The organism is Photobacterium satsumensis, assembly GCF_050336935.1.
In the GTDB taxonomy this organism is placed as follows: Bacteria; Pseudomonadota; Gammaproteobacteria; order Enterobacterales; family Vibrionaceae; genus Photobacterium; species Photobacterium satsumensis.
The window spans coordinates 2,479,693-2,503,973 of record NZ_JAKJSK010000006.1 but is presented as its reverse complement, the minus strand read 5'-3'; the positions used below and the strand labels follow the sequence as shown (position 1 = coordinate 2,503,973).

The 24,281-nt window shown below is 46.6% G+C and carries 20 protein-coding genes; 4 read left to right on the top strand and 16 right to left on the bottom strand.

The window, feature by feature from the left end:
• Positions 1-291 precede the first annotated feature (291 nt).
• The 7 genes from L4D79_RS11245 to L4D79_RS11215 form a co-directional block, all read right to left on the bottom strand.
• Positions 292-681, bottom strand: coding sequence for a DUF2799 domain-containing protein (locus L4D79_RS11245; RefSeq protein WP_428651394.1), 390 nt, complete (start codon positions 679-681; stop codon positions 292-294).
• 604 nt (positions 682-1,285) lie between these two features.
• A complete protein-coding gene (locus L4D79_RS11240) occupies positions 1,286-2,512 on the bottom strand; it encodes a hypothetical protein (RefSeq protein ID WP_428651391.1) in 1,227 nt (408 codons plus the stop codon).
• A 6-nt stretch (positions 2,513-2,518) separates the two neighbouring features.
• Positions 2,519-4,369 carry a VWA domain-containing protein gene (locus tag L4D79_RS11235; RefSeq protein ID WP_428651388.1) on the bottom strand — a complete coding sequence of 617 codons (1,851 nt, stop codon included), beginning with the start codon at positions 4,367-4,369 and terminating at the stop codon, positions 2,519-2,521.
• Positions 4,362-5,330 carry a VWA domain-containing protein gene (locus tag L4D79_RS11230; protein WP_428651386.1) on the bottom strand — a complete coding sequence of 323 codons (969 nt, stop codon included), beginning with the start codon at positions 5,328-5,330 and terminating at the stop codon, positions 4,362-4,364. The genes L4D79_RS11235 and L4D79_RS11230 overlap by 8 nt, the downstream gene beginning before the upstream one ends.
• Positions 5,324-5,773 (bottom strand): DUF4381 domain-containing protein, encoded by a 450-nt coding sequence (locus tag L4D79_RS11225; RefSeq protein ID WP_428651383.1) that lies wholly within the window; start codon positions 5,771-5,773, stop codon positions 5,324-5,326. Before L4D79_RS11225 ends, L4D79_RS11230 begins: the two co-directional genes overlap by 7 nt.
• Entirely contained in the window at positions 5,766-6,698 is a 933-nt protein-coding gene (locus tag L4D79_RS11220) for a DUF58 domain-containing protein (RefSeq protein WP_428651380.1), read from the bottom strand. Before L4D79_RS11220 ends, L4D79_RS11225 begins: the two co-directional genes overlap by 8 nt.
• Positions 6,695-7,663 carry an AAA family ATPase gene (locus L4D79_RS11215; RefSeq protein ID WP_428651377.1) on the bottom strand — a complete coding sequence of 323 codons (969 nt, stop codon included), beginning with the start codon at positions 7,661-7,663 and terminating at the stop codon, positions 6,695-6,697. The genes L4D79_RS11220 and L4D79_RS11215 overlap by 4 nt, the downstream gene beginning before the upstream one ends.
• Positions 7,664-8,022: 359 nt before the next feature.
• On the opposite strand from L4D79_RS11215, the gene L4D79_RS11210 reads away from it, so the two are divergent.
• Positions 8,023-9,762 (top strand): sodium:solute symporter family transporter, encoded by a 1,740-nt coding sequence (locus tag L4D79_RS11210; protein ID WP_428651375.1) that lies wholly within the window; start codon positions 8,023-8,025, stop codon positions 9,760-9,762.
• Positions 9,763-9,798: 36 nt separating this feature from the next.
• Here L4D79_RS11210 and L4D79_RS11205 read toward each other — a convergent pair whose 3' ends face one another.
• A complete protein-coding gene (locus L4D79_RS11205; RefSeq protein ID WP_428651372.1) occupies positions 9,799-10,689 on the bottom strand; it encodes a LysR family transcriptional regulator in 891 nt (296 codons plus the stop codon).
• Between the two features lie 144 nt (positions 10,690-10,833).
• Between L4D79_RS11205 and L4D79_RS11200 the strand changes: the two genes are divergently transcribed.
• Positions 10,834-11,430 carry an isochorismatase family protein gene (locus tag L4D79_RS11200; RefSeq protein WP_428651369.1) on the top strand — a complete coding sequence of 199 codons (597 nt, stop codon included), beginning with the start codon at positions 10,834-10,836 and terminating at the stop codon, positions 11,428-11,430.
• A 77-nt stretch (positions 11,431-11,507) separates the two neighbouring features.
• Here the strand turns inward: L4D79_RS11200 and L4D79_RS11195 are convergent, their stop codons facing one another.
• The 7 genes from L4D79_RS11195 to L4D79_RS11165 all read right to left on the bottom strand — a co-directional run bounded on the left by L4D79_RS11195 (position 11,508) and on the right by L4D79_RS11165 (position 19,668).
• Positions 11,508-12,791, bottom strand: coding sequence for a dicarboxylate/amino acid:cation symporter (locus L4D79_RS11195; protein ID WP_428651366.1), 1,284 nt, complete (start codon positions 12,789-12,791; stop codon positions 11,508-11,510).
• Between the two features lie 113 nt (positions 12,792-12,904).
• On the bottom strand, positions 12,905-14,137 hold the full coding sequence (locus L4D79_RS11190) for an NAD(P)/FAD-dependent oxidoreductase (protein WP_428651363.1): 1,233 nt from the start codon (positions 14,135-14,137) through the stop codon (positions 12,905-12,907).
• 290 nt (positions 14,138-14,427) lie between these two features.
• Complete coding sequence (locus L4D79_RS11185; RefSeq protein WP_107348863.1) at positions 14,428-15,558, bottom strand: S-(hydroxymethyl)glutathione dehydrogenase/class III alcohol dehydrogenase; 1,131 nt, start codon at positions 15,556-15,558, stop codon at positions 14,428-14,430.
• A gap of 207 nt (positions 15,559-15,765) precedes the next feature.
• Positions 15,766-16,416, bottom strand: a complete 651-nt coding sequence (locus L4D79_RS11180; RefSeq protein ID WP_428651360.1) for a LysE family translocator — start codon at positions 16,414-16,416, stop codon at positions 15,766-15,768.
• A 66-nt stretch (positions 16,417-16,482) separates the two neighbouring features.
• Positions 16,483-16,974 (bottom strand): MazG-related protein, encoded by a 492-nt coding sequence (locus L4D79_RS11175; RefSeq protein WP_428651358.1) that lies wholly within the window; start codon positions 16,972-16,974, stop codon positions 16,483-16,485.
• Positions 16,975-17,080: 106 nt separating this feature from the next.
• On the bottom strand, positions 17,081-19,057 hold the full coding sequence (gene uvrB / locus L4D79_RS11170; protein ID WP_428651355.1) for an excinuclease ABC subunit UvrB: 1,977 nt from the start codon (positions 19,055-19,057) through the stop codon (positions 17,081-17,083).
• 89 nt (positions 19,058-19,146) lie between these two features.
• Complete coding sequence (locus L4D79_RS11165) at positions 19,147-19,668, bottom strand: YqhA family protein (RefSeq protein WP_107348859.1); 522 nt, start codon at positions 19,666-19,668, stop codon at positions 19,147-19,149.
• A 260-nt stretch (positions 19,669-19,928) separates the two neighbouring features.
• Here L4D79_RS11165 and L4D79_RS11160 point away from each other — a divergent pair, with 260 nt between their 5' ends.
• Entirely contained in the window at positions 19,929-22,034 is a 2,106-nt protein-coding gene (locus tag L4D79_RS11160) for a glycoside hydrolase family 3 protein (RefSeq protein ID WP_428651352.1), read from the top strand.
• A gap of 155 nt (positions 22,035-22,189) precedes the next feature.
• Positions 22,190-23,200 carry a helix-turn-helix transcriptional regulator gene (locus tag L4D79_RS11155; RefSeq protein WP_428651349.1) on the top strand — a complete coding sequence of 337 codons (1,011 nt, stop codon included), beginning with the start codon at positions 22,190-22,192 and terminating at the stop codon, positions 23,198-23,200.
• Positions 23,201-23,246: 46 nt separating this feature from the next.
• Here L4D79_RS11155 and L4D79_RS11150 read toward each other — a convergent pair whose 3' ends face one another.
• On the bottom strand, positions 23,247-24,053 hold the full coding sequence (locus L4D79_RS11150; protein ID WP_428651346.1) for a helix-turn-helix domain-containing protein: 807 nt from the start codon (positions 24,051-24,053) through the stop codon (positions 23,247-23,249).
• Positions 24,054-24,281 lie beyond the last annotated feature (228 nt).

The following is a 24,281-nucleotide window of genomic DNA, read 5'->3' as shown; positions in this document are numbered from 1 at the left end:
ACATAAAATCTTATAAATCAACAAATTAAATACAAAGAAAACTTTCAACATGACAAAATAAGCCATAATCAATACATCGGATACTAGTTTAGTCGAATCATTTCGACAACTATGTATTTTAAAAAATGAGACCCAATACCCATTTACGATCTGAGTTGCTGGTTAGATGGAAAGGAAGTAGATAGCGGACACCAAAAGAAAGCTGCTTGCAGATAGCCTAGAGATGAGAAAGCCTGTTGAGAGGATTCAACAAGCTTAATGAAAAAGAAATAGCGCGATTATGGATTATGACTACTCGTAAGTATCAATGGATGAGTCGTAGGTACCTAATTCCCAGTCGTAGTTCTGCTGGTTGATCTCATAATCGACCCAACCGATATTGTACTGCTCTGCAAAGTTAGGGTTTATCCCGTCACAGGTGCCTTGGTAAAACAAACCGCTCAGACCAACATCGTATCCATCTTGGTTGCAAAATGCTTCTAGACCAGTGACATACCCTTTCTTGTAAGCAGCAACGTCCACAGATTCAAGCCGTGACGTCTCTATCATCTTGCTTCCACGCATAGCCAGCTCATAACCAAATTGCTCCCATGTTTGGCCTTTATCCAGAGCGATGGTAGAAGAACAGCCCGCGAGTAATAAGGCAACACTAACTAGACTTAGTTTATTTTTTACACCCATAATCGACTCCTTAATGATAAAGCAACAGTGAACAGATCAAGAGCACAATTTCACAACTAGATTTAATCTAACTATAAAAAATGCTTTTAAAAAACGAATAACTAGCAATTAATACCAATCTATATCTATAACATATACCATTCTTATGACTTTATCATGTGGAATACAGAAGCTTGAGATACGAATCGATAAAACATATATCTTTAAAAAACGACAATTTTTTCGCTATAAATATTAGCATCAAATTGAAACCTATCGAAACCAGAAATAAAATTCGACACCATTAAAATTAATTCGAAACAAAAACAACAAGATATACAAACACCGACTATTAACCAATGAAATTAAAACTTTATTACCAATAGAAACCACTCACCTGAAAAGTATTATTTCTACGAAAAAAAGCACTTTACCCCACATGCTAGCGCAATATTTTTACATAGATTTACCACATTCAAAGATAGAGACTGACACACTGTCTTCTTTTCAATACACTCACGCCTACCGACTCATATTAATATTGAATATAAACTTAATCAGCAACAAAAAAACGGCAGCTTATTGCTACCGTTTTTAATTACCACAAGTAATAATAGGGATCTAACTACGGTTCTATCTGTGCGAAATCGTTTTGTATTTTAGCTTTTTGTCTCCGACCCTTAAGGTACGCCAATACTGCCTTTCGCTCAGACTCACCATCTTTTGGTGTGGCACTATAAAAGGTAGCAAAATACGCATCCATTAATTGGCTGCACGCTTTCTTTATATGAGGGTCTGTAGTCCCCCAAGCCCTAACAACCGCTTGATGATCTCCCTGCTCCAATGCTGCTTGGAGAGTATTGTCAGTATGAGTAACGTTGGCCTTAGCTTTTTCAAACCCACTTAGCTGCTTATGAGCCTTATATAAGCGCTGAAGTGTGATCAACCATAACACGCTGATTAGCAGCGTGGCATAGCGCCAGTAATATCCCCCGCCGATTTCATCAGGGCTGATCACCTCAAGCGCTAACGTTTGGGTCTGATTCGGTATTATATTCAGCCCAAGCCCTTCTATTGATGCCACTGCGTTATGGTTACTGCCGGTATCGAACCAAGGTATAGCGATGCCCGGTATTTCGAGCAATCCCTCGGTTCGCGGTACAACAACCTGTCTGAGCGTCATACTCATGCCGCCATCATAAGCCTTAAATTTCGGCTGCTCACTGTAAACATTGACACTGTCAGGGTAATCAACGGTCAATTCAGGGAATGAGTCTATGTTACTACCGTCAATAGATAAAGTAAGAGTGCGGGTAATGGAGTCACCCACTTGAAAAGCCGATGCGCCGGTTGACCAATACTGCTCTAACGTCACCTTATTGGATGGTAGCCACCGTCCCTTATAATTGTCAGGAATAGGGCGTCCTTCCAAGGTAACGGCATTCGACCGATTTCTTACCCTCCGGCGGGTACCATCATCATTTACAGCGACATGTGTTAATGAGGCACCTTCCACTGCAAATTGACCAATTTGTTCAGTAGAAAGAAAAAAGCGGTAGGTCGAAATCCTGAACTCATCATCCCCCACAAAGTAATACTCATGATCTTGTCCTGCTCGCCTCACCGTTACAGCATCAGCGCTTGGCGGGTTAACCCTGGTAAAATGGACATCAGCAGAAGACTCTACCGTTAAGACATACTCCGCTTCTGTTTGGGGGTAGACAACATTTCGCTTCAGCTGCGCAGTAAGATTTATCAGATCCTCCAACTCCGAATGGCTTTTCATATCTGACGCCATGACGACAGGTGCCATGGCCAAGCTACATAGCAAGATAAAAATTCTTCTAAACATATTTCACTACCATTCAATCTCAGTCTGTTCTGAAGGTTGTTTCTGCTCTGCCTGCAGCAGTAGCAAGTTTCTCAGCAACAAAGTGCGGTCATCCTGAATCTGGGTAAGTCGGTTGAGCACAGGATTTATCTCACCAAGCTCACTGAGTTGATGGCGTATCGCCTCCATGTCATCTTCCGTTGGTGTGCCGAAATCAATATCAATTTCTCCAGCTGTAAATGTATCGGCATCATATTCGCCAGATTCACCAAACTGCTGCTGGGGCGGCTGGGGCTCCCCACCACCTTCATCTGAGAACTGCGGCGGTTCTGAATTTCCGTCATCAGAACTACTGCTACCTGTCTGATCACTGGCTCCTTGCTGTTCCGGTTGATTTTCAGTATCGGGATCGGTTTCTAGCTTATCTTGCCCGCCATCTTGCTCCTCGCCACTCTCCTCTTCCCGCTCTTGATCACCATCTCCCTCACTATTTTCCTGCTCGTCAGCATTTCCATCATCACCCGCCTCGCCGCTTTGCTCCTGAATTTCTTGCGCCATTAACGCTTCTTCAACCAAACCAAGATTTAGCATCGCTCCTTGATGGGCGGGGTTTCGTTCAATGACCGCGCGGTACTTTTCGGCGGCATCTTCCAGTCGCCCTATTTTTGCCAATGCGTTGCCGTGGTTGTAATCACTACTGCCATCAACGACTTGAGAAAATGCTTCAACAGCGCTTTGATAGTCCCCCGCTTCATAGAACGCCACGCCTTGCCACGCTGGGTCACTAAAGAGATAGGCTGCATCAGTGTAGCGTTGCTGCTGGTAGTAGTCATAACCATGGCGATCAGCATTTTTCCATAGCTGGCTTAACCCAGCCGCTTCCACTTGGGACACTGGCAATAACAAAACCAGCCCTACCGAATAGACAGCGCCGCTACGGAATGCCAGCAGTAAAATGCCCGCCATTGGCCACAGTAACCAATAACCATCATTAATAAACTGTGCCGATAAACTGTCTGATTGCTCGCGTAAGTCACCGATAGTGCGGAGCTTTTGTAGAAAAGACTGCAGTTGCTCAATATCACTTTGTGAATGCTGGTAGGTGACGGCGATCCCGCCAGTTTGAGCCGCCAATTCCCTGAGCCGTTCCGGTACAAGCCGGGACACGACAGGCTGCCCATCCATGTCGAGATACGGTTCACCGCCTTCACGGTATATAACTGAACCTTGGGGGGTACTGATGGCATAGGTCGAGAGGGAATAATGAGTACCGTCAAGCATTGCTTTGATGGCTGCGCTTTCCGTTTCACTGATCCCAGAAGTTACCAACAGAATATCTCCATAACCAAACTGGGTTTGATCCAATAGCCTGATCGCCTCCTCCACACCCGCGGCGGCATTTTTACCTTCGGTAGGCATGACCTCTGGGGACAAATGCTCGATATGAGCCAAAACGGTTTTATTATCATGGGTTAAGGGACTGATGGTGTAGCCTTCATTCGAGTAGGCAACTAAGCCGGTATACCCTTCATCGATCCGCTTGATTAAATCTGTTGTTTTGTAAAATGCCTGCTGGAAACGGTTCGGGGATATATCAGTGCCGCTCATCGCCTTAGACATGTCCATCACAACAACCCGTGCCCGCTCAAGCTCAGAATGTGGCCTATCGTGTTCACGCCAATGCGGGCCAGCCAGTGCCAGCATGGCTAGCACCCAGGCCAGTATCAGCCATGAACGTATTCGGTTTCTCGGCTTATCACTTGTTTTCAACAGGTGGGAGGCAATCAAGCCCCGTTGCTGCCGGTGATGGGCCAGCCAATAAACCAATGGTGCAGCCAGTAGGCCAATCAGCCAGACGGGGGAGAAAAAACTAACCATATTGCCTCCGATGAACAGCCAATAGGACGGTAAAGAACAACACGAAAAATAGTGGATATTGAAATAAGTCATAACGTGGTTGCCACGTTTGCTCAGCATCAGAAATAGGCTCAAGCCCATCAATCAACGAATACACTTCGGCTAACTCATTGCTATTACGCGCCCTGAAATATTGCCCACCGGTTAGCTCAGCAATATCTGTCAGCAACTCTTCATCCAGGTCCCAAGCTGGGTTGGTTTCATGCAGTTCGCCAAATGCATTTTCTACCAACATAGACTCGGCACCGAGGCCAACGCTGTATATGGTAACGTTGCTTTCTTTGGCCAGCTCTGCCGCAGCCATCGGTTCAACCGCCCCTATCGTATTGCTGCCATCACTCAGCAAGATCATGACGCGCTGTGGGGCTTCACTATCAATAAAGGTTTTGGTTGCTATCGCGACACCTTCTCCAATAGCCGTCATATAGCCGACAAGCCCCAAGACCAATTGATTGATCTGTTGCTCAAGGTTACGGATATCCAATGTCAGCGGCGTATGCAGGTAACCGTGATCGGCAAACAATACCAAACCCAGCCGATCTCCCTCCCGGCGACGAACAAAATCCACCAGCACACTTTTCATTGCCGTCATTCTACTTATAGGCTCCCCATCGCCTCCATTCATATCCTCAATATCCATTGAGCCTGATAAGTCGACGACGAGCATGACGTCACGGTGCTCCATCGGCACACTGACCGGCTCTCCCAGCCAAACCGGCCTTGCCAAAGCGATAACCATCGATAGCCACGCCAGAATAAGTAGCGCCATTGGGATCTTGTTGGAACGAATACTTTCGCTGAGCTCATCAGGGAGGCGACCAAGCCGGAGCAAGGTACTAGGCTTTTCTTGAGCCATAAACCGGCGAACAAACCAAGGAAGGGGCAAAAGCAGCAATAGCACTGCATAATCAAACGCTAGCATTTTCCCCCCGGCTTAAACTGTAAAACCCATAGCCGGCTAGCTACGATACACGCCTCCCAATGGTTAGGCTCAATAGGCTGACAGCGGTAGAGGCCAAGCGACCATTGCGATTTAAGCGGCAAAAACCGAGCTGCTGTCGTTTGCCCATCCAACCATTTGAGCCATGCATCACCGGTAAGCCCGGCAATTTGATCGCGTGGATAGTAAGTTAGGGCTACACGCCTTAATAAGCGATCGAGCGCCGGTAAGTCTGGCTCTTTTTGCAAAACATCCAGCTGCTGTAAAGCCTTCCGTTTCATTCTTCCTTGCAAATAGCGATATACCCACCCAATTAGTGCTAGGGCAATAATTCCGCCAAGCAGCAGCCAGGCCGATAAGGGGAGCGGCCACCAGCTAGGCTCGGCAGGAATATCCAGTGGTGCCAAGTTCAATACACTATCCACGTATACCTCCAAGCTGCTCCAATAAAGGCTGGCCTGCCGAAACGTGGTAAACCGGAGACTGAAGTTGGTTAGAGAGCGCCGACAGGCGTTGCTGATGACGCTCAAAGTCATGACGCAATGAAGACAAGGTTGATTTACGCCCGAAACTCACCTGCAAAGACCGGTGATGATCGCCTAACCAAAAGCGGCCTCGGTAAGCGGTTTCTCCTTGCTCTATTGGATCAAAAACATGAAGCAGCCTTAAATGGTTATGCTGTGCCAGTTGCTTCAATCGCTTTTCAGCACAAGCCGATAGCTGATTAAAATCACTGATTACAATGAGATCGCTACCTTTCGGGCATAAGCGATATAACTGGCTCATTGCCGCTAAAAACGTGCCGTTACTTTGATCATGGCTTTGGCCGTTGACGGTCTCGAGGGTCTGCTCATGCACACGCTTTATCGCATTGATAATTTGCAGCGGCCCTTGCTGGCGCGCAGTCGGCGGGCAATCGACAACGTGTTCCCCGCCAATCACCACAGCGCCTACGCGATCTTTTTGTGCGACAGTTAACCAGCAAATTAAGCTAGCAATATGAGCAGCTTGAACGGATTTATAGAGTAACTTCGTGCCATATTGCATCGTTGACGATAAATCAACGGCCACCATTACCGGGCATTCTCTTTCTTCGGTGTAGAGTTTAGTGTGTGGTTTTCCTGTTCTAGCCGTTATCCGCCAATCGATTGACCTGACATCATCCCCTTTTTGATAAGGGCGAACCTCAGCAAAGTCCATCCCCCGCCCCTTTGCCGTACTATCATGGTGGCCGCTTAAATAGGACCAGATACTACGAGCGGGAGGAAGCCAGCGCATCGATTGCTTTTGATAGTGCAACAACTCTGCCAGCGATAAATGCATACCATCACTATGAGCAGGAAGGGTCATGCGCTAGTTACCCATGTAAGTAGTTTTTTGATAATTAGATCGTTATCGATTCCCTCAGCCTGTGCTTCATAACTGCGCAATAGTCGATGGCGTAAAACCGGGAATGCCATGGTCATCACATCATCAGGGGTCACAAAATCACGCCCAGCTAACCAGGCATGTGCGCGTGCACAGCGATCAAGCGCCAAGGTCGCACGTGGACTCACCCCCATCTGCAACCAACTTGCCAGTTGGTCGTCGTAGCGTTCAGGGGTACGTGTCGCCATCACCAAGCGGATAATGTACTGCTCTATTTCTTCAGCCATATAAAGCTCTAGCACTTGATGGCGTGCCGTAAAAATATCCTGCTGTGATAAATGCACAGGATCCTCACTTTTCACCCCCAAAGCCTCACCGCGGTTCAGGCGCAGGATTTCTAGCTCGCTATCACTGTCAGGGTATTCGACTTGAAGTTGTAACAAGAAACGGTCGAGTTGCGCTTCGGGAAGTGGGTAAGTCCCTTCCTGCTCGATGGGGTTTTGTGTCGCCATCACCAAAAACAAATCGGGTAGAGAATATGTCTGCTTCCCAACCGTTATTTGTTTCTCTGCCATCGCCTCAAGCATCGCGGACTGTACTTTAGCGGGTGCTCGGTTGATTTCATCAGCCAGTACTAGCGAATGGAAGATCGGGCCTTCCTGGAAATCAAAACTCCCCGTTTCTGGCCGGTAGATATCGGTACCCGTTAAATCGGCCGGCAGCAAATCAGGGGTGAACTGCAAGCGCTGGAAGCTGCCTTCAATACAATCAGCAAGCACTTTTACCGCGCGAGTCTTTGCTAGCCCAGGCGGCCCTTCCACCAAAATATGGCCATCCGCTAATAAAGCAATCAGCAGCTGTTTTACCAAGTCAGGCTGACCAATGACCTGAGACTGAAGATAACGATTTAGGGACTGAAAAGTCTCTGTGAGTGAATGTTCTGGCATGGAAAACCTCTGGACAGCTTCAAATCGAAACGTTTATACAATTTTCGTCAAGAATATCAATTTATCCAGGCCGGTGTAGTGAGTAAAAACAGAATATGTGAATGTAATCCCACTATTCTCACCGCTAAAAACTCAGCAATACAGCAGGATTATAAGGTTATAAAGATAATTTTTATTATCAGTTTTAAAGCAGGATATTAGACCAACCAAAGCTTAAACATTTCTACAAACAACGGTAAGAGCTAGCATTGGAGGGCCTAACACCTATAAACTCAGTATTAATTTGAATCATCGAACCTAAAAAAGTAAAATGTAGTTTCATAAATGAAAGCGTTATTATCCTACTAGCAGGTACCCCCGTGACATATCTAGACTGGGCCATGCTCGCCCTATACTTTGCTTTTATCGTCAAAGTGACTCAGGCTTTTCGGCATAAAGCGACCAATGCCGAAGGTTTTATCAGTGGTGGCGGAGCCATGACCTGGTGGATGGCTGGCGCGACAGCATTCATGACTCAGTTTTCAGCCTGGACTTTTACTGGTGCAGCGGCAAAAGCGTATGTCGACGGGCTCAGTGTCATGTTTGTCTTCTGGGGGAATGCACTCGGGTTCTTTATCTCAGCGCTTTATTTTGCCAAGCGCTATCGCCGTTTACGTGTTGCGACCGCGATGGATGTGATTAAATTACGTTTCGATAAGCCCTCGGAACAAACCTTCACCTGGCTGAGCTTTCCAATCACCCTGATTGGGGCGGGAATTTGGCTAAACGGGCTAGGTGCGTTTTTATCCGCGACCTTTGGTGTCAGTATTGATGTGACGATCATAGGGATCAGCATACTGGTGACTTTTATCGCCATCTCCGGCGGGGTCTGGACCGTTTCAGCGACTAATGTCATCCAATTAGTACTATTGATCACCATCACACTGGTAGTCGGTTTCACCGCCGCAAAAGAAATTGCAGTACTTCCGGTCGAGTCTTTGTCCCATACCATCATGGGTGAAGGCATCGCTATCTGGCAGATTTTTGTATTGTGGGTCGGTGCCATGCTCCTGAGCCAGACCCTCAACACCAACAACGCGCTTAGTAGCTACCGCTTTCTTATCACTAGCAATGAAAAAGAGGCCACACGCGCGGCAACACTGGCCGGCGTATTGTTCTTGTTCGCCCCTCTGCTATGGTTCTCACCCCCTTGGTTTGTTGCCTCACTCGATATCAATTTGATCGACAGTTATCCAAACCTTGGGACAGGTGCTGATAATGCCGCTTACCTCTATTACATCGACCACTATATGCCAAGTGGCCTATTAGGCCTTGTCATGGTCGCCATGCTGGCAGCGACCGTTTCACCAATGACAACCGCACTTAACCGCAATGCGGGCATCGTGGTGAATAACATCTACCTCTCCCTTATCAACCCTAATGGGACAGACCGACAGCAAATACTTCTGGGCAAATGGGCGACGTTATTAACGGGTGTTATGGCTTGTGCCGTGGCACTTTTCTTTTCCCGGCTAGAAGGCTATAGCCTGTTTGACATCATGATGCTATTCACCGCGATGATACAAATGCCTCTGTCGATCCCATCATTCCTGGCCTTGCTTAACCTCCGAACTCCGGGTTGGTCTGGTTGGGCGACGGTACTGGTTGGCCTTACTGTTTCCGTCATCGTCCATTTTGGCTTTAACGTTGAGTGGTTTGCTGCTTTGTTTGACTATACATTGACAGGTCGTGAACAGGTTGATTTGAAGATTGCCGCGACCTTTATCTCCCACGTTATCTTTACTGGTGGATTCTTTATGCTGACACCTTGGCTATCAAGAGCCCAGCAAGACACACGAGAAATTCGCCAGCGCCTAGCCACCCCAATGAGCAAAGAGGAGCAAAGCCCTATTGATCACACCAACGGTATCTTTATGGGACGAGCATTAACCTTGCTTGGGATATTGGTCAGCATGATTGCTATTTCTGCCGATACTTGGCGGGATGCCGCCATTTTCCTAGGGATAGGCGGCATGATCCTACTCTGTGGATCAGCGCTAGCGTACAAATCAGATCTGTTACATAAACGGGCGATGACGGAGCAACCGGTACAGCCATAAGTCTCGGCCAGTAACCAGTAATCTCAGCCCGAGGGATTAAAGCCTCGGGCTGACCTTATCAACAACATGATCAACAAAAAGACGGATATTTTGGGTTAAATATTGGTGAGACTGGTAAATGATATACATATTGCCAGCTGGGCTCTCATAGTCCGTCAGCACCAAACGCAGTGAGTTTGCCTCCAGATAAGGCTCAACCAAGGGCAGTGGCACTCTGGCAATACCCAGCCCAGCCACCGCCGCTTCGAGCAATAAATGATTGGTGTCCGTGGCGTATCGGCCGTTTACCGGAATATCTATCTTCTCCCCTCCCTCTGTAAACTGCCAACTGTGATTTTGCAGGCTGTCTCCCCACAAAATACATTGATGATTTACTAACTCTTGTGGATTTGTTGGTACGCCATGCTCGGCAAGATAAGTTGGACTTGCACAACACACACTGTGCTTGGCAATCAGCCGGCGGGCGACCAAATTAGAATCCTTCAGCACACCAGAGCGAAAAGCGATATCAATTCTGTCGTCAATCAGATCGAGCTGATGATCCGTGACTTTCAGCTCGATATTGATTTCCGGAAACTTAACCAGAAACTCATTGATCCAAGGCTGGGCGTAGAGCGACGCAAAGTCCAACGGCGAGGTGATACGCAGTGTCCCCTTTGGCTCTTTCTGCAGTTGGGTGACAACAATATTGGCCTCTTCAATGCCAATAAGGTGCTGCTGGCATTGCTGAAAATACAACCGGCCTTGATCGGTTAACGACAGCTTTCTGGTACTCCGGTGCAGTAGCCTTACGCCCAAGCTTTCTTCCAGCTGTTGTACTTTCCGGCTAACCGTGGTCGATGGCATGCCAAGCAATTTTCCAGCGCCGACAAAGCTCCCCGCTTCAACAACCTTGATGAACACATTAACTTCGTTGAGATCGACCATAAATTACTAACAATTTCGGGATGAATATTCCTAATAATACCATCTAATCAATTAATGGTTGCCTGCATAGAATGAAGCTATCCAAACAAACGACATGCACGAACGAGCTAATAGCAATTATTGCTAGGCCAAAGAGAGGTAACCATGAAACAGACAATCTTCACCCCAGAGAACTCAGCAATGCTATTGATTGACCACCAAGTGGGTACCATGGGCTGGGTAAAATCTGCAGACTTAGAAGAGATCAAACGCCACACCATCGCACTGGCGCGGTCGGCAAAAGAAACGGGAATGCCATTGGTGTTAACGTCAAGCATGGAAGATCAGGCTCAGGGCCCATTATTCGAGGAACTGCAACAAGCCGTACCGGAAGCGTTTGAGCAACGAGTACAGCGTGCGGGTATTGTCGATGCGATGAAAGACCCCGCCTTTTCAGAAACGGTAAAAGCCACGGGTAAACAGAACCTGATCATTGCCGGTATCACCACTGATGTCTGTGTCGTTTACCCGGCAATTACAGCGATATTGGAAGGCTACAATGTCCAGGTCGTTGTCGATGGTTCCGGCTCGCCGAGCACCATTGCCGATGAAACGGCCCTTCGCCGCATGGAATCTCACGGTGTCACCCTCACGACAACCAACCAGTTAATTGCCGAGCTGGCCCAAGACTGGAGCAGCGAGCACGGGCAGAAGCTGATGCAGGTACTGTTTGAAGAAGTACTCGCAAAACTACACAGTTAAGTTACAGGGTCAAAAAAGCCCAGAATACACATCGTACTCTGGGCTTATACAATCTCATCGATTAGCCGATCTAGACTTTATATCGATTGAAGTTCCGCCACCGTCGGTGTGGGTACACCAGCCGAACGGTGTTGCCATTTATCGACCACCAGAGCGGCAATCAAATCACCTTCAACGTTCACAGCCGTACGGAATGTGTCCAATGGGCGTTCGATAATCAACAAAATCGCTATCGCTTCTAATGGAATACCAGCAGCCAACAATACCAACTGCATACCGGACATGGATCCAGAAGGCATCCCCGGCGCGCCGACTGATGACACCATCGCCATGATAAATATCATGATCATTCCGGTCGTAGTGAGGTCTACACCAAACAACTGTGCCAGGAAGATAGCGGCAACGCCTTCAAACAGTGCCGTACCGTCCATATTCATTACCGCACCTAGCGGCAGTACCATACTGCTGGTACTCTGCGATACGCCTAGTTCTTCTTCCGCACTTCGCATCGCCAGTGGCAGGGCCGCCGTACTCGATGAGGTTGCAAACGCCATCGCCATCGGTGCCGAAATGGCTTTGAACAATGTGGTAAAGCGGATCCCCGTCGCGACTTTGGCAATCGTGGGCAATACCACCACGCCGTGAACCACAGTAAGAACAAAGACTAGCAGGGCGAACAAGGCAAGCTGGCCAAACAATGACTCCCCGCCTCGAACTGAAAACTCAAACACAATCGCAAAAACGGCCACCGGTGAGAGACGGACAATCCCGCGCACCATGGTGTTGACCCCTTTGCTCAGCCCACTGAGTACCTCAAAAAGCGGGTGCTTGCTTGGCAGTGACGACAGCAGAGCAACACCTAACAGGAATGAGAAAAGCACTATGGCTAACAAGTTGCCATCAGCTAACGCGGCAACTGGGTTAATCAGCGCCATATTCAACAACTTTGCGGCAATTGCACTGCCATCAGCCGCCTCTTCACTGATCAACCTGACACCATCTGCAACAGGAGCAAACTCGGTCAAAGGCTGCCATGCCGGCATCAGCAATGAGGCACCCAAACCTAGGCTAATCGCGATAAACGTAGTAAAGCTGTAGAACAGCAGTGTACTTGTACCCAATTTCCTCAACCGGACCGTTGAACCAATGTTGGTAATACCTTCCAACAGCGACAGCATAACAACTATGCCCACCACCATTTTCAGCAGCCCAATATAGCTGGTCTTGCCCAGCATCAGTAGCTGGTACCAGCCCTGTTGTGCAATATCGGCCGTCTCAGAAAAAGTTAAAGCAAAAAGCCAGGCCATCAGTGCCGCCAGCAATAGCTGCAACGGCAATGAGCTACGAAGTTTAGTCCACATCGTTGTTGTTCCGATTTTAATCATTTTAAGATGTTGTATACCCAAGCAGCATAAGCGCTTGGGTGTACTGATGCTGCAAAGAAGCTACGCTGCCTCTCTGCGGGCAAGACAATTTAAGAAAGGTTGCCTTTGTAGTAAGGGTTCAGGGCACACTTAATGCGCTTTAATACCACCAGCGCCGTTACCCGTCCCCAGCCAAACAGCACTCTTTGGTGCAGGCGGAAAATGGTGTCGTACAAGTTGCGGACAAAGCGTCCCTTTAGTACCACTTTGTCATTCATTAGCGCGCCCACCGCATAATCATGACCGACAGCAATGACCATACCGCCATCATTAAAGATAAATGGCTTCATCGCCTTACCTTTTAGTAATCGCTTGAATTGCTGAGCCAGGTGCCCCGCAGCCTGATTGGCTGCCTGGGCTCTAGGCGGAACAAATGAGCCATCTGGTTGCGGGCATTCTGCACTGTCCCCCAGCACAAAAATACGGCTATCAAGGGTCGATTGCAGGTTGGCATCCACTTTTAGCTGGTTTAAACGATTAGTCTCCAGCCCGTCGAGTTGTGTCAGCCACTCTGCACATTTAATACCGGCAGCCCATACTTGTAGGTCTGCGGTAATACTCTCACCCTCTGCAGTGACTAATTTCCCCTCTTCCGCACGTTGCACGCGGGTATTGGTACGTACTGTTATGCCTTGCTTTGAGAGTGCTTTTTGCACTTTCTCTGACATGCATGCAGGACCTGCTGGCAACACACGTTCAGAAGCTTCAATCAATGTAATTTCCAACTCCGCACCATGGCGGTAGCGCTTCAGCTTGTCACTGACCTTGGCCAGTTCAGCAGCAAGTTCCACGCCCGTTGCACCAGCCCCAACAATCGAGATACGGTGCTTGCCTTCCATACTCAGTAGCGGGTTAATTTGCTGCCACGCCGACTGAGCCTGCTCTGAAGAGTCAAGGAACAGGCAATGTTCGCTGACACCCGGAGTCTTGAAATCATTGCTAACAGCCCCTACCGCGATAACCAAGTAGTCATATTGCATGAGAAACTCTAGCCCACGCGTATCACGTAGTTGTAGCGTTTTGGCTGCTCGGTCCAACCCAGCCATTGAGGCCTGGATATATTGATAATCATTACATGCAGAGTGCTGCAAGTAACTCACGGCATCCAATTCGGCATCAAATGTACCGGCAGCAATTTCATGTAAACGGGGCTTCCAATAGTGGTGTGATGACGGCTCGACCAATACAATTTCATGCTTAGCTTTGCGACCAAGGCTTCGTCCCAGGCGAGTTACCAGCTCTAGGCCTGCGGCACCACCTCCCACAACAACAATTTTAGACATAATGTGCTCCACCATTGATTGTGTCGTTCTTCGACACGACATAATTCTGATAACTCGTCTTAGCAACGAGTATTGATTTGATAGAGTGTATTATATTGATACAAACAAAGATGATAATCCCGCAAAACAGCAAATTACTATTACCTATAAGTAACAATAAAGGGCAGGCATAAAAAACCCGCCGAGCAAAAGCCGGGCGGGAAAAGCAGTACATACAACAAAATTTAACGAGATAGCGGCACCCTCGTTAGAGGGCACCGATCTTAAGCGAGCGAATACGAAAAGAGTGGTTACTTGTCGAAGTGAAGAACAGTACGAATACTCTTGCCTTCGTGCATAAGTTCAAACGCTTCATTCACATCTTCAAGCGCCATCGTATGAGTGATGAAATCATCAAGTTTGAATTCACCCTTCATGTAACGCTCTACGTACTCAGGAAGCTCAGAGCGACCTTTCACACCACCGAATGCTGATCCACGCCATACACGCCCCGTTACCAATTGGAACGGACGGGTAGAGATTTCCTGGCCAGCACCAGCCACACCGATTACAACAGATTCACCCCAGCCTTTGTGGCAACACTCAAGTGCCGAACGCATTACGTTGATGTTACCGATACACTCGAATGAGTAATCAACACCACCGTCAGTCATCTCTACAATGACATCCTGGATCGGCTTATCGAAGTTCATTGGGTTCACACAATCTGTGGCACCGAGTTTACGAGCCAGCTCAAACTTGCTTTCGTTAATATCGATTGCAATGATACGGCTCGCTTTGGCCATCGCAGCACCAATAATCGCTGATAGGCCAATACCACCTAGGCCAAAGACAGCAACTGTTGCGCCTTCTTCCACTTTAGCGGTGTTCATAACAGCCCCCATACCGGTGGTAACACCACAGCCAAGCAGACAAACCTCTTCGAGAGGTGCTTCCGGGTTGACTTTCGCCAATGAAATTTCTGGCAATACTGTGTATTCAGAGAACGTCGACGTCCCCATGTAATGGAAAATAGGCTGGCCATCTTTAGAAAAGCGGGTTGTACCGTCAGGCATCAGGCCCTTACCCTGCGTTTCACGAATTTTCTGGCACAGGTTGGTTTTACCCGACTTACAGTACTTACACTCACCACACTCTGGCGTGTAAAGCGGGATAACATGATCACCGACCTGAACACTGGTCACGCCTTCTCCGATAGATTCGACAATACCGCCGCCTTCATGACCAAGGATACAAGGGAAGATACCTTCAGGATCATCACCGGATAGTGTGAATGCATCGGTATGACAAACGCCGGTAGCAATCATGCGGATACGCACTTCGCCTTTTTGCGGCGGCATCACATCAACTTCTTCCATTGATAGTGGCTGACCTGGCCCCCAAGCAACAGCAGCGCGTGATTTAAGTGTTTGTGCAGTCATGTCTTTTTCCTATCTATAGTCTTACATAATTCGTTGCGAACGGTGTTTGCCGTTCTGATGGGTGTATTATATTGACTTTAGATATGATGATAATCCGATTAAATTGCAAATTACCTTTACATGTGGGTAATAATAAATCGATATTCTACGGAAAAGTTCACTTACCGCCTTACTTGTCCCTATCTCGAGACTAGCCCAGTGTCGAAACTAGCCCTGTGTCGAGACTAGCAACCTCACACCAAACAACCCAAAAAGGCTTGCGGCAAGCCGGCTAAACCACTTACGAACCGGTTTACTTGCCGACAGTTTGCGGCTCATTGATGACGACGCCCAAGCGATAAAATGGCACCAGATCATTCCGGTAAAATTGAAAATCAACCCGAGAACCAGAAAAGCCAGGGCTTTGTTCTCACTCGATCCAGAGATAAATTGAGGCATAAAGGAGAGGAAAAATAGCGCTACCTTCGGGTTAAACACATTGGTGATTAGCCCTTGGGTGTATATACCCATTAACGATTTCTTTTTCGATTCAATTGACTTTGATTCTTTAGACGTCGATTCCCCCTGCGATTGACTGTCCTTGAACATGCAAATCGCCATATAAATCAGGTACACGCCGCCGACAATTTTCACGATGGTAAAAGCAGTCGCCGACGTTGATAGAATTGCCGACAAGCCTAGCGACGCTGCAACGATGTGGACAAATATCCCGGTGCCGATACCAAGCGCAGCAGCCGAGCCCGCCCTAAAGCCCTGACTCGCTGCCCTACCGGCAATTAAAATAGAATCAGGCCCGGGGATCATGTTAAGTACAATCCCAGAAACCACAAACAACCACAGATTTTCTATCCCGAACACTGCCTCAACTCCTCTTCTTTGTAATATTTGTTCGTTATTAACCGGCTAGCAGAAGCTAGATTTTACTCAGATGACTTTTGACGATAACTGACCACTCAGCTCATCGATATCAATGAGATCTACCTCTCTACCCAGTACCCGCTTGTATCGTATCAACTCGACAACAGGGATCGTTGGCACTTCAACGCCCAAATAACGTCCAACAACAGATTGGGAAAAATCAGTTTTGAGCTCAATCCAATTACCACTGCCTGCTGCTTTGATTTTGGTTCCAGGTGACAATCCAACTTCGATTTTCTGCCCCTTATATATCAACTGGAAATATTCCAAATCCCATGAGCCTTCAATATAGTGGTTTAAAGACTTAGAAATATAGGCACTCACTAAAGGTAGGACTTTGTCGGCATCAGCTCTTCGAATGTATAGATCAATATCCGCCACCTCCCTGCTACCACCATGAATGGTTGCAGCAAGACCGCCGACTACCTGGAACTGCACCTGCTGCGAATCGAGTATATCCTTTAACCACACCAGTGCATTTTTTACTTTTTCGCTCATCCTAAACCTTCCTGTCGGCTACTCCATGTGCTGGATTCAGTATCTATAGCGAGGACAGACAAAGCAAGAATTTGCCTTCCTACTGGCTATCTTGATTAGTGCCATATTACATATAAATGAACTGCCGGTAGAGCTCGTCTAGCTGAACTCGGATCTCATTGACTTGTTGTTCATCACTGGCGTCTACAGCCGCAAGTAGGTGCTGCTCTTTTGCGGTGATCTGCTGGCACAAGACAGATAAGTTTTCACAAAATGTCACCGATTGAGTACGTTGGTCTTGTAGTGCTGCTTGCTCTGACGCCTGCTTGCGCAACGATGTCATCGGCGTGATCCCGTGGGCTTGATTAAAGATCACTTGACGCTGCCTACGGCTGCTTGATTCACTGATTGCCTGCTGCATGGCGGGGGTCATTTTATCGGCATATAAAATAGCCTTGCCGTTAGCGTTGCGAGCAGCCCGGCCAATTATCTGAATCAGGGCCTGTACCGAGCGTAAGAAGCCCGCATGGTCCGCATCGAGGATAGCCACTAGCGAAGCTTCTGGAATATCTAACCCTTCGCGCAACAAGTTAATGCCTATCAAGACATCAAACTCCCCCGCACGTAACCCATTGATAATATCGACCCGATCAGCGGTTTTCACATCTGAATGCAAGTAACGGACTCGGATCCCCTTCTCAACCATAAGGTCATTAAGATCCTCAGCACTTTTCTTCGTCAGCGTAGTCACCAGTACCCGCTCATTCTTTGCAACCCGCTGCGAAATCTCCCCCAGTAGATCATCGATATGATCCGTTGACGGCCTAACCTCCACCTCAGGATCGAGCAGACCAGTTGGACGAATGATTTGCTCAATCGCCTCACCCTGTGAACGATTCAATTCATAATCACCAGGTGTCGCCGATACAAAGATGGTTTGAGGTTTGATTTTTTCGAACTCTTTAAAGCTCAAAGGCCGGTTGTTCTTCGCCGACGGCAAGCGGAAACCATAATCAATCAAGGTGTCTTTACGGCTTTGGTCCCCCCGATACATGGCCGAAATTTGCGGTACCATCACATGGGACTCATCAATAAATAGCAAGCCATCCTTCGGTAAGTAATCAAGCAGCGTCGTTGGTGGCAGGGCTGGATCTCGGTCATTTAGGTAGCAGGAATAGTTTTCGATCCCGGAGCAATAGCCGAGCTGCTGCATCATTTCAACATCACTCATGATACGTTCATACAAGCGCGCCGCTTCGACAAGGCGGTTATCACCATTAAGTTCGGCAACCCGCTCTTCCAGTTCACGAAGTATTTCTGTGCTAGCCGTTTGGATCTTTTCTCGCGGTGTGGCATATAAGGTTTTTGGCGAAACAAAATAATGATCAATTTCACCAAGTTGTTTTCCGGTCAGAGGATCAATCCACTGCAGGCTTTCGACTGTGCTATTCACTAACCCAATCCGGATCGCTTTGTGCTCTGAGTCCGCCGGGAAGATATCGATCCTATCACCATGAACCCGGAATGTTGCCCGTTCAATGGTGCGCTCACAGCGGCTATATTGCAGGCGCTCTAAACGGCGAATAAAATCGTCCAGCTCTATATGTGTTCCCACGTTCAGTGGTATTTGCAAAGCGCGATAATCATTGGGATCACCCAGGCCATACACCGATGAAACCGATGCAACCACAATAACATCTCGACGTTCAATCAAGGATTTGGTGGTCGATAGGCGAAGTCTTTCAAGATGTTCATTGATCGCGGAGTCTTTACGGATGAAACGATCACTCGCCGGAATATAGACCTCTGGCTGGTAGTAATCGTAATAAGAAACGAAGTACTCCACGGCATTTTCAGGAAAGAAATGCTTCATTTCGCTATACAGCTGCGCCGCCAATGTTTTGTTATGGGCCAGTATCAAGGTCGGACGCTGCACACGGTGGATCACATTGGCCATGGTGAACGTTTTCCCTGAACCGGTGATCCCCTGCAGCGTTTGGTGTGTGGCACCATTTTCCAAGCCAGAGATCAGCCGTGCTATGGCTTCTGGCTGATCACCCGATGGTGGATAGCTGGAATGCAAAATGAAAGATCCCTTCGCCATGATAAAGCCCCTAATCTAATTTCGACTCGTTAAGTATACTTGCTCACCCGCTAGCATAACGGGGTGATAAAAGATGGAAGCAAGCAGGATCAGTGCCCTGCTTCTTCGTCCTGCCCCAAACCAAGGAATTTTAATCCTAGACTCAATAGCAAAATGGATGCGGGTAAAACTAATATATTCCAGCTCAGGTTATTGAAATTAACCAGCACCAGCTCTAAGAACTTCACAAACAAAATCACAATAATGACTTCAGCAAGAATATTCTTTAAATGGCCAATATTCGGGGTTTTGATCCATTTCAATACCTGTGTACTTTTCTGCTCATCGGCTGTTTTATCCGAGATAAACAGGGTAAATACACCGTGAGAGAAAATGAACAAGACCAAGGCAACCAAGAAGGTATCTAGGGATTTGATCAGGTAGCTAATGGCAATATCCGCTTTGTCGAGGTGCATTAACTCAGCTTGAGGTGCGGCATTGAAGATGAAGACATCAAAGGCAGAATACGCTTTCGACGCACCGATCATGATCAGTAGCATCGAACCCAGCATAGAACACAGGATCACGATCCAGCCAATGTAGCGGAAGTTATTAAAAATCGTTTTTTTCATGTCGGCCCCTCTTTTTGATGAGGCCATTTTACTTATTACTCAAAAACGAACAATACAGGCAAAATGCAAATTACTATTACTGAGGCGTAACAATATTGCGGTGATGAGCTGTGATTTATGAACCTAGAGGCTTATAGTGCCAGGCTCACAATTCGGTTTCTCTGCTACCAAATACTAAATATGTGCACCCGAGGGAGTAATAAGAAAGGCAACCACATTGTTAATCTAACCAATAAATAACATCATAAGGTAAGATTGATATGCAAACTCCTTTGGCTCCCATTACAATCGCTGCTACATGTTTGATTCTGCTCTCAGGTTGTAACAACAATAGCAGTAGTAACACTTCCCCCAGTCAAGCAGAGCTCTCCACTAAATCTCTGAACATTATTATCGCTGATAAACTGAAGTTTAAGGATCATAACAATAACGGCATCCTTGACCCTTATGAAGACTGGCGCCTATCTCCAGAAGAACGCGCAGCCGATCTAGTCAAGCATCTGACTGTAAAGGAAAAAGCAGGCATAATGATGCATGCTACTTTGGTCATCAACGATGACAATCGTATCGAAGTCGGCACAGACTCGGAAAACTATGAACTGATAGCTAATCGATATATTAATACTCTTATTACTCGCCAAGCGGGTGAGGTTAATAATATGGCTACAGACAATAATTCCCTTCAAGCTCTAGCGGAAACCACGGCCCATGGAATTCCGCTGTCAATATCCACCGATCCACGAAACCATTTTGATGAAGCGTTTGGCGGCTCACACAGTGCCGGCGAATTTTCGATGTGGCCTGAAACTCTCGGGCTTGCAGCCCTCGACGATATAGAATTAACAAAGCGTTTTGCCGACATTATACGTCAGGAATACCTCGCCGTCGGAATCAATCAAGCACTTCACCCTACCGCTGATATAGCAACTGAACCACGATGGGGGCGAAACTACTCAACCTTTGGTGAAGATGCCTATCTAGCCAAGAGAATGACGCAAGCTTACACGCAAGGCCTACAAAACTCTGATACTGGGCTAACCAAAAACGGGGTTTGGGCAGTAGTTAAACACTACGCTGGAGGTGGGCCGCAAAAAGATGGTATTGATGCCCACCACTATATCGGTCGTCACCAAGTTTACCCTGGCGATAATTTTCACTACCACAGAATTCCTTTTCAAGGAGCCTTTGAGGCTGGTATCGCCGGCGTCATGCCATATTATGGTATCCCTGTAGACCAACTACCTGAAAGTGAAGGAGATATTGCTTTCGGGTTTAGCAGTTACGTAATGACAGATCTACTCCGGGGTGAAGACAATTTTGAGGGGGTACTCGTCTCTGACTGGATGGTGGCAGAAGACTGCAACGGGTCATGCCGAACAGGAATACGACAGTCCTCAGACTGGGAAACCTTTAGTTTAGGTATGCCGTGGGGTCTTGAGGATGAAGATAAAACAGAACGTTTCGCCCGCTCTGTTGATGCAGGTATTGACCAGTTTGGGGGGATTGATGACCCAAGTCATCTCATTGATGCCATTAACTCTGACCGCATCAGCGAAGAGAGAATAGATATCTCGGTTAAACGTATCCTACAACAAAAGTTCAAACAGGGTATCTTTGAGAATCCCTTTGTTGACGTCGAAAAGGCCATAGAAATTGTAGGCAATGCTGAGTTTCAGCGAGAAGCTGACAGGACACAGAGACGTTCATTTACACTGTTGAAAAATGATAGTAGTACCTTGCCGATATCAGTAGCAAAAATGCAGAGAGTTTTTCTCTATGGGATCGACAAGCAAGCGGCTCAAAGTTACGGGCTAACGGTTGTTGATACTATCGATGAAGCAGACACTGTGCTACTCAGAGTTACGACTCCGGGTACTGAGTGGGGGGCTTGGGTTCCGTTTGGCAGCATAAATGCTGCTGGTGAACTCGCTTTTGTTGGAGAAGAGGATTTTTCACTGCGCGACTATGAACTAGCTGCAGATCCTGACCAACCTGATGCGTCAATTTGTTACGACCCGGATCAATACGAAATGGGCCATTGTGAATATACTGGCTTTGACGATTACACAGCGATCCAAGAAGCTATTAATTCTAATAAGACAGTTATTCTTGATGTAAAACTGCACAGGGCTGGCGCCTTAGGAAATATTGAACCAGAGCTTGATACAATCATCGCCAACTATGGAGCATCCGATGAAGCGTTCTTAGATGTTATTACTGGTGTTTATGCACCAGAAGGTAAGTTACCTTTCGGTTTACCTGTATCTACAGACGCCGTCATCGAGTTGGGTAAAGAAGACGTCCCTTCGTTTGAACTACCGGCAGTGATGACATTATTCCCATTCGGGCATGGTCTTAATTATTAATAATGCAACATCCAAGCGCTGCAAGTGACAGCAGCGCTTGGGCAGACAAACTTTGCAATACAATATCTTGAATGAAAGTATCAAACATGACGCACATAACTAGAACTCATCCCGGCCTTTAGATACTCTCAGTAATATTCATTTCGAGATAGCGCATGAAGTTTATCAACTACGCAATGTTTGAACAATGCGTTCAGTTACTAGAAAAAACGCATCGTACTGATACTATTTCCCAGATTATTAATCAGGCTACCTCAAGTAAAGTTGCAGAACGTTATGTTCCCGAAGTTTTATGGCGCAGGCTACTTTCAGAAATAAACAGGATGAACGTCATACCTGAGGATCTCCCCTCATTTGATTTTTTAATATCCATTATTCCTGAATACGCCTGCGCAGCTAATTGCCCTAATGGCCAAATTGCTATAGAGACCTATATAAAATATCAGTGGCTGGTTGGTACGGCTGATTCTTACCATATTATACCCACCGCGGCAGGGACTCTTATCGAATATATTCCCGATGATTACGATCATCATGGAATACATAGCGCTTTAAGTAATTTTTCGATCATCAGCAGCCTAATTCAAGGGTTGTATGGTTTAAACAAACTTCCTGCTACTTGGTCATTTCCCTATAACAAAGTAAGCAAAAGACTTAATGAATTGATCGATGGTCACATTGAAAATAACCAGAACACCTGTACACTTTTCATACCTTCAACCTATTTAGTCACTCCTTCACCTTACTTCAACCCGAATGTCAGCAATGCACTCATTACGTTAGCCGAGTCGCAGCTAGAAAAAATTCAGCTTCCTCCAGCACCGCACCAGTTCACCCAGAAAGTAATCGAACATCTGCGAGTACAATATAGCAATGAACAACTCGACAACAGCCTTGACACCATTTGTAAAAAACAACATTGCTCACGATGGACACTAAATAGAAATTTGAAAAAAGAAGGTACTACTTACCAAAACCTGTTAGCACAATTTAGAGATGAAAAGAGTAAAGAGCTATTCGGCGAGGCCAATATCTCCATGCAAGAAATCGCATTCCGACTAGGTTTCAGTACACAGAGTAGTTTAAATCGGCACATTAAAAATAGGTTTGACTGTACTCCAAAAACACTAAGAGAAAAGCTGTTACTGAACAACCGTCAATTTTGACTTTACCCTCTGCGTATATCTCCCTATTACTTACTCTTAACCAATATTAATCACGAAACTCCGATGGTGTTCTGTTTGTAAATCGTTTGAATTTAGTGCTGAAGTAATTACTGTCTTTGTAACCAACTTTAAATGCGATATCTGTAATATTCATCTCACTATACTGAAGCAAGTTGATCGCGTTATTGATCCGTACCCGATGGATATAGTTATTAAAAGTGAGGTTAGTAACGTGTTTTATTTTCCGGCTAAGGGTCCGTGATGAAATATCAAATTGATCAGCAATGGCTGTGATATTGATTTCTTCATCATAATGAGCCTGAATCCAATCGATGATTTTCAAGATCATGTTTTCATCGTCATTAAGACTATCAGTAGTCAACCGGCCGCGGGAGATCTCAACAATTAACTGCTGAAATAGTGCCTCTTTCATCAGAGTCGCCTCGACACTCGTCAATTTAGCTTCTCTGTCTAAGCTAGTCACCAGTTGCTGCACCCGTTTCATGCTGTCGCTAGTGATATACCAACTATTGTTATCATCATCCTTTGGCAGGATCTCTTTCATCAACGGAGAATACAGCAGTTTATTTCTCTTAAATAGCACATTAGACAAGTACAGGCCGTCGACATTCTCGTATAAATGGCGATCTTTGGGGCTGACGTAGCAAATAAAGTTTTGGGTCAGATTGGTGGGTATATCATTGAGTATATGCTGCCCCGCTCCTTTTGACACAATCACAAGTTCATGGAAGTCATGGGAATGCTCAGGATAATTTTCCTGAGGGGTACGAATAGCCGTTGATATATTGGCATCCACAGAACTGAAAAAGTCTTCGCTATTTAAATGAAACATCGTTTTAGTCTAGGCTTAGTTTAGTCGACAGTAAAAGGTTACAAATCATAGCTCAAGAGGTTATCAACCAAACCGTGACCACAGTTGAGTATTTTACTTGAGAATTTGATAGCTTGAGAACATGGTCACATATTAGTCACTTCTCTCCTAGGGGCTTCAAAAGGCCTCGGTATAAACCAAGAAAAGCCCGGGAACACCTCAACAGTGACCGGGCCTTAGCTTTGACAA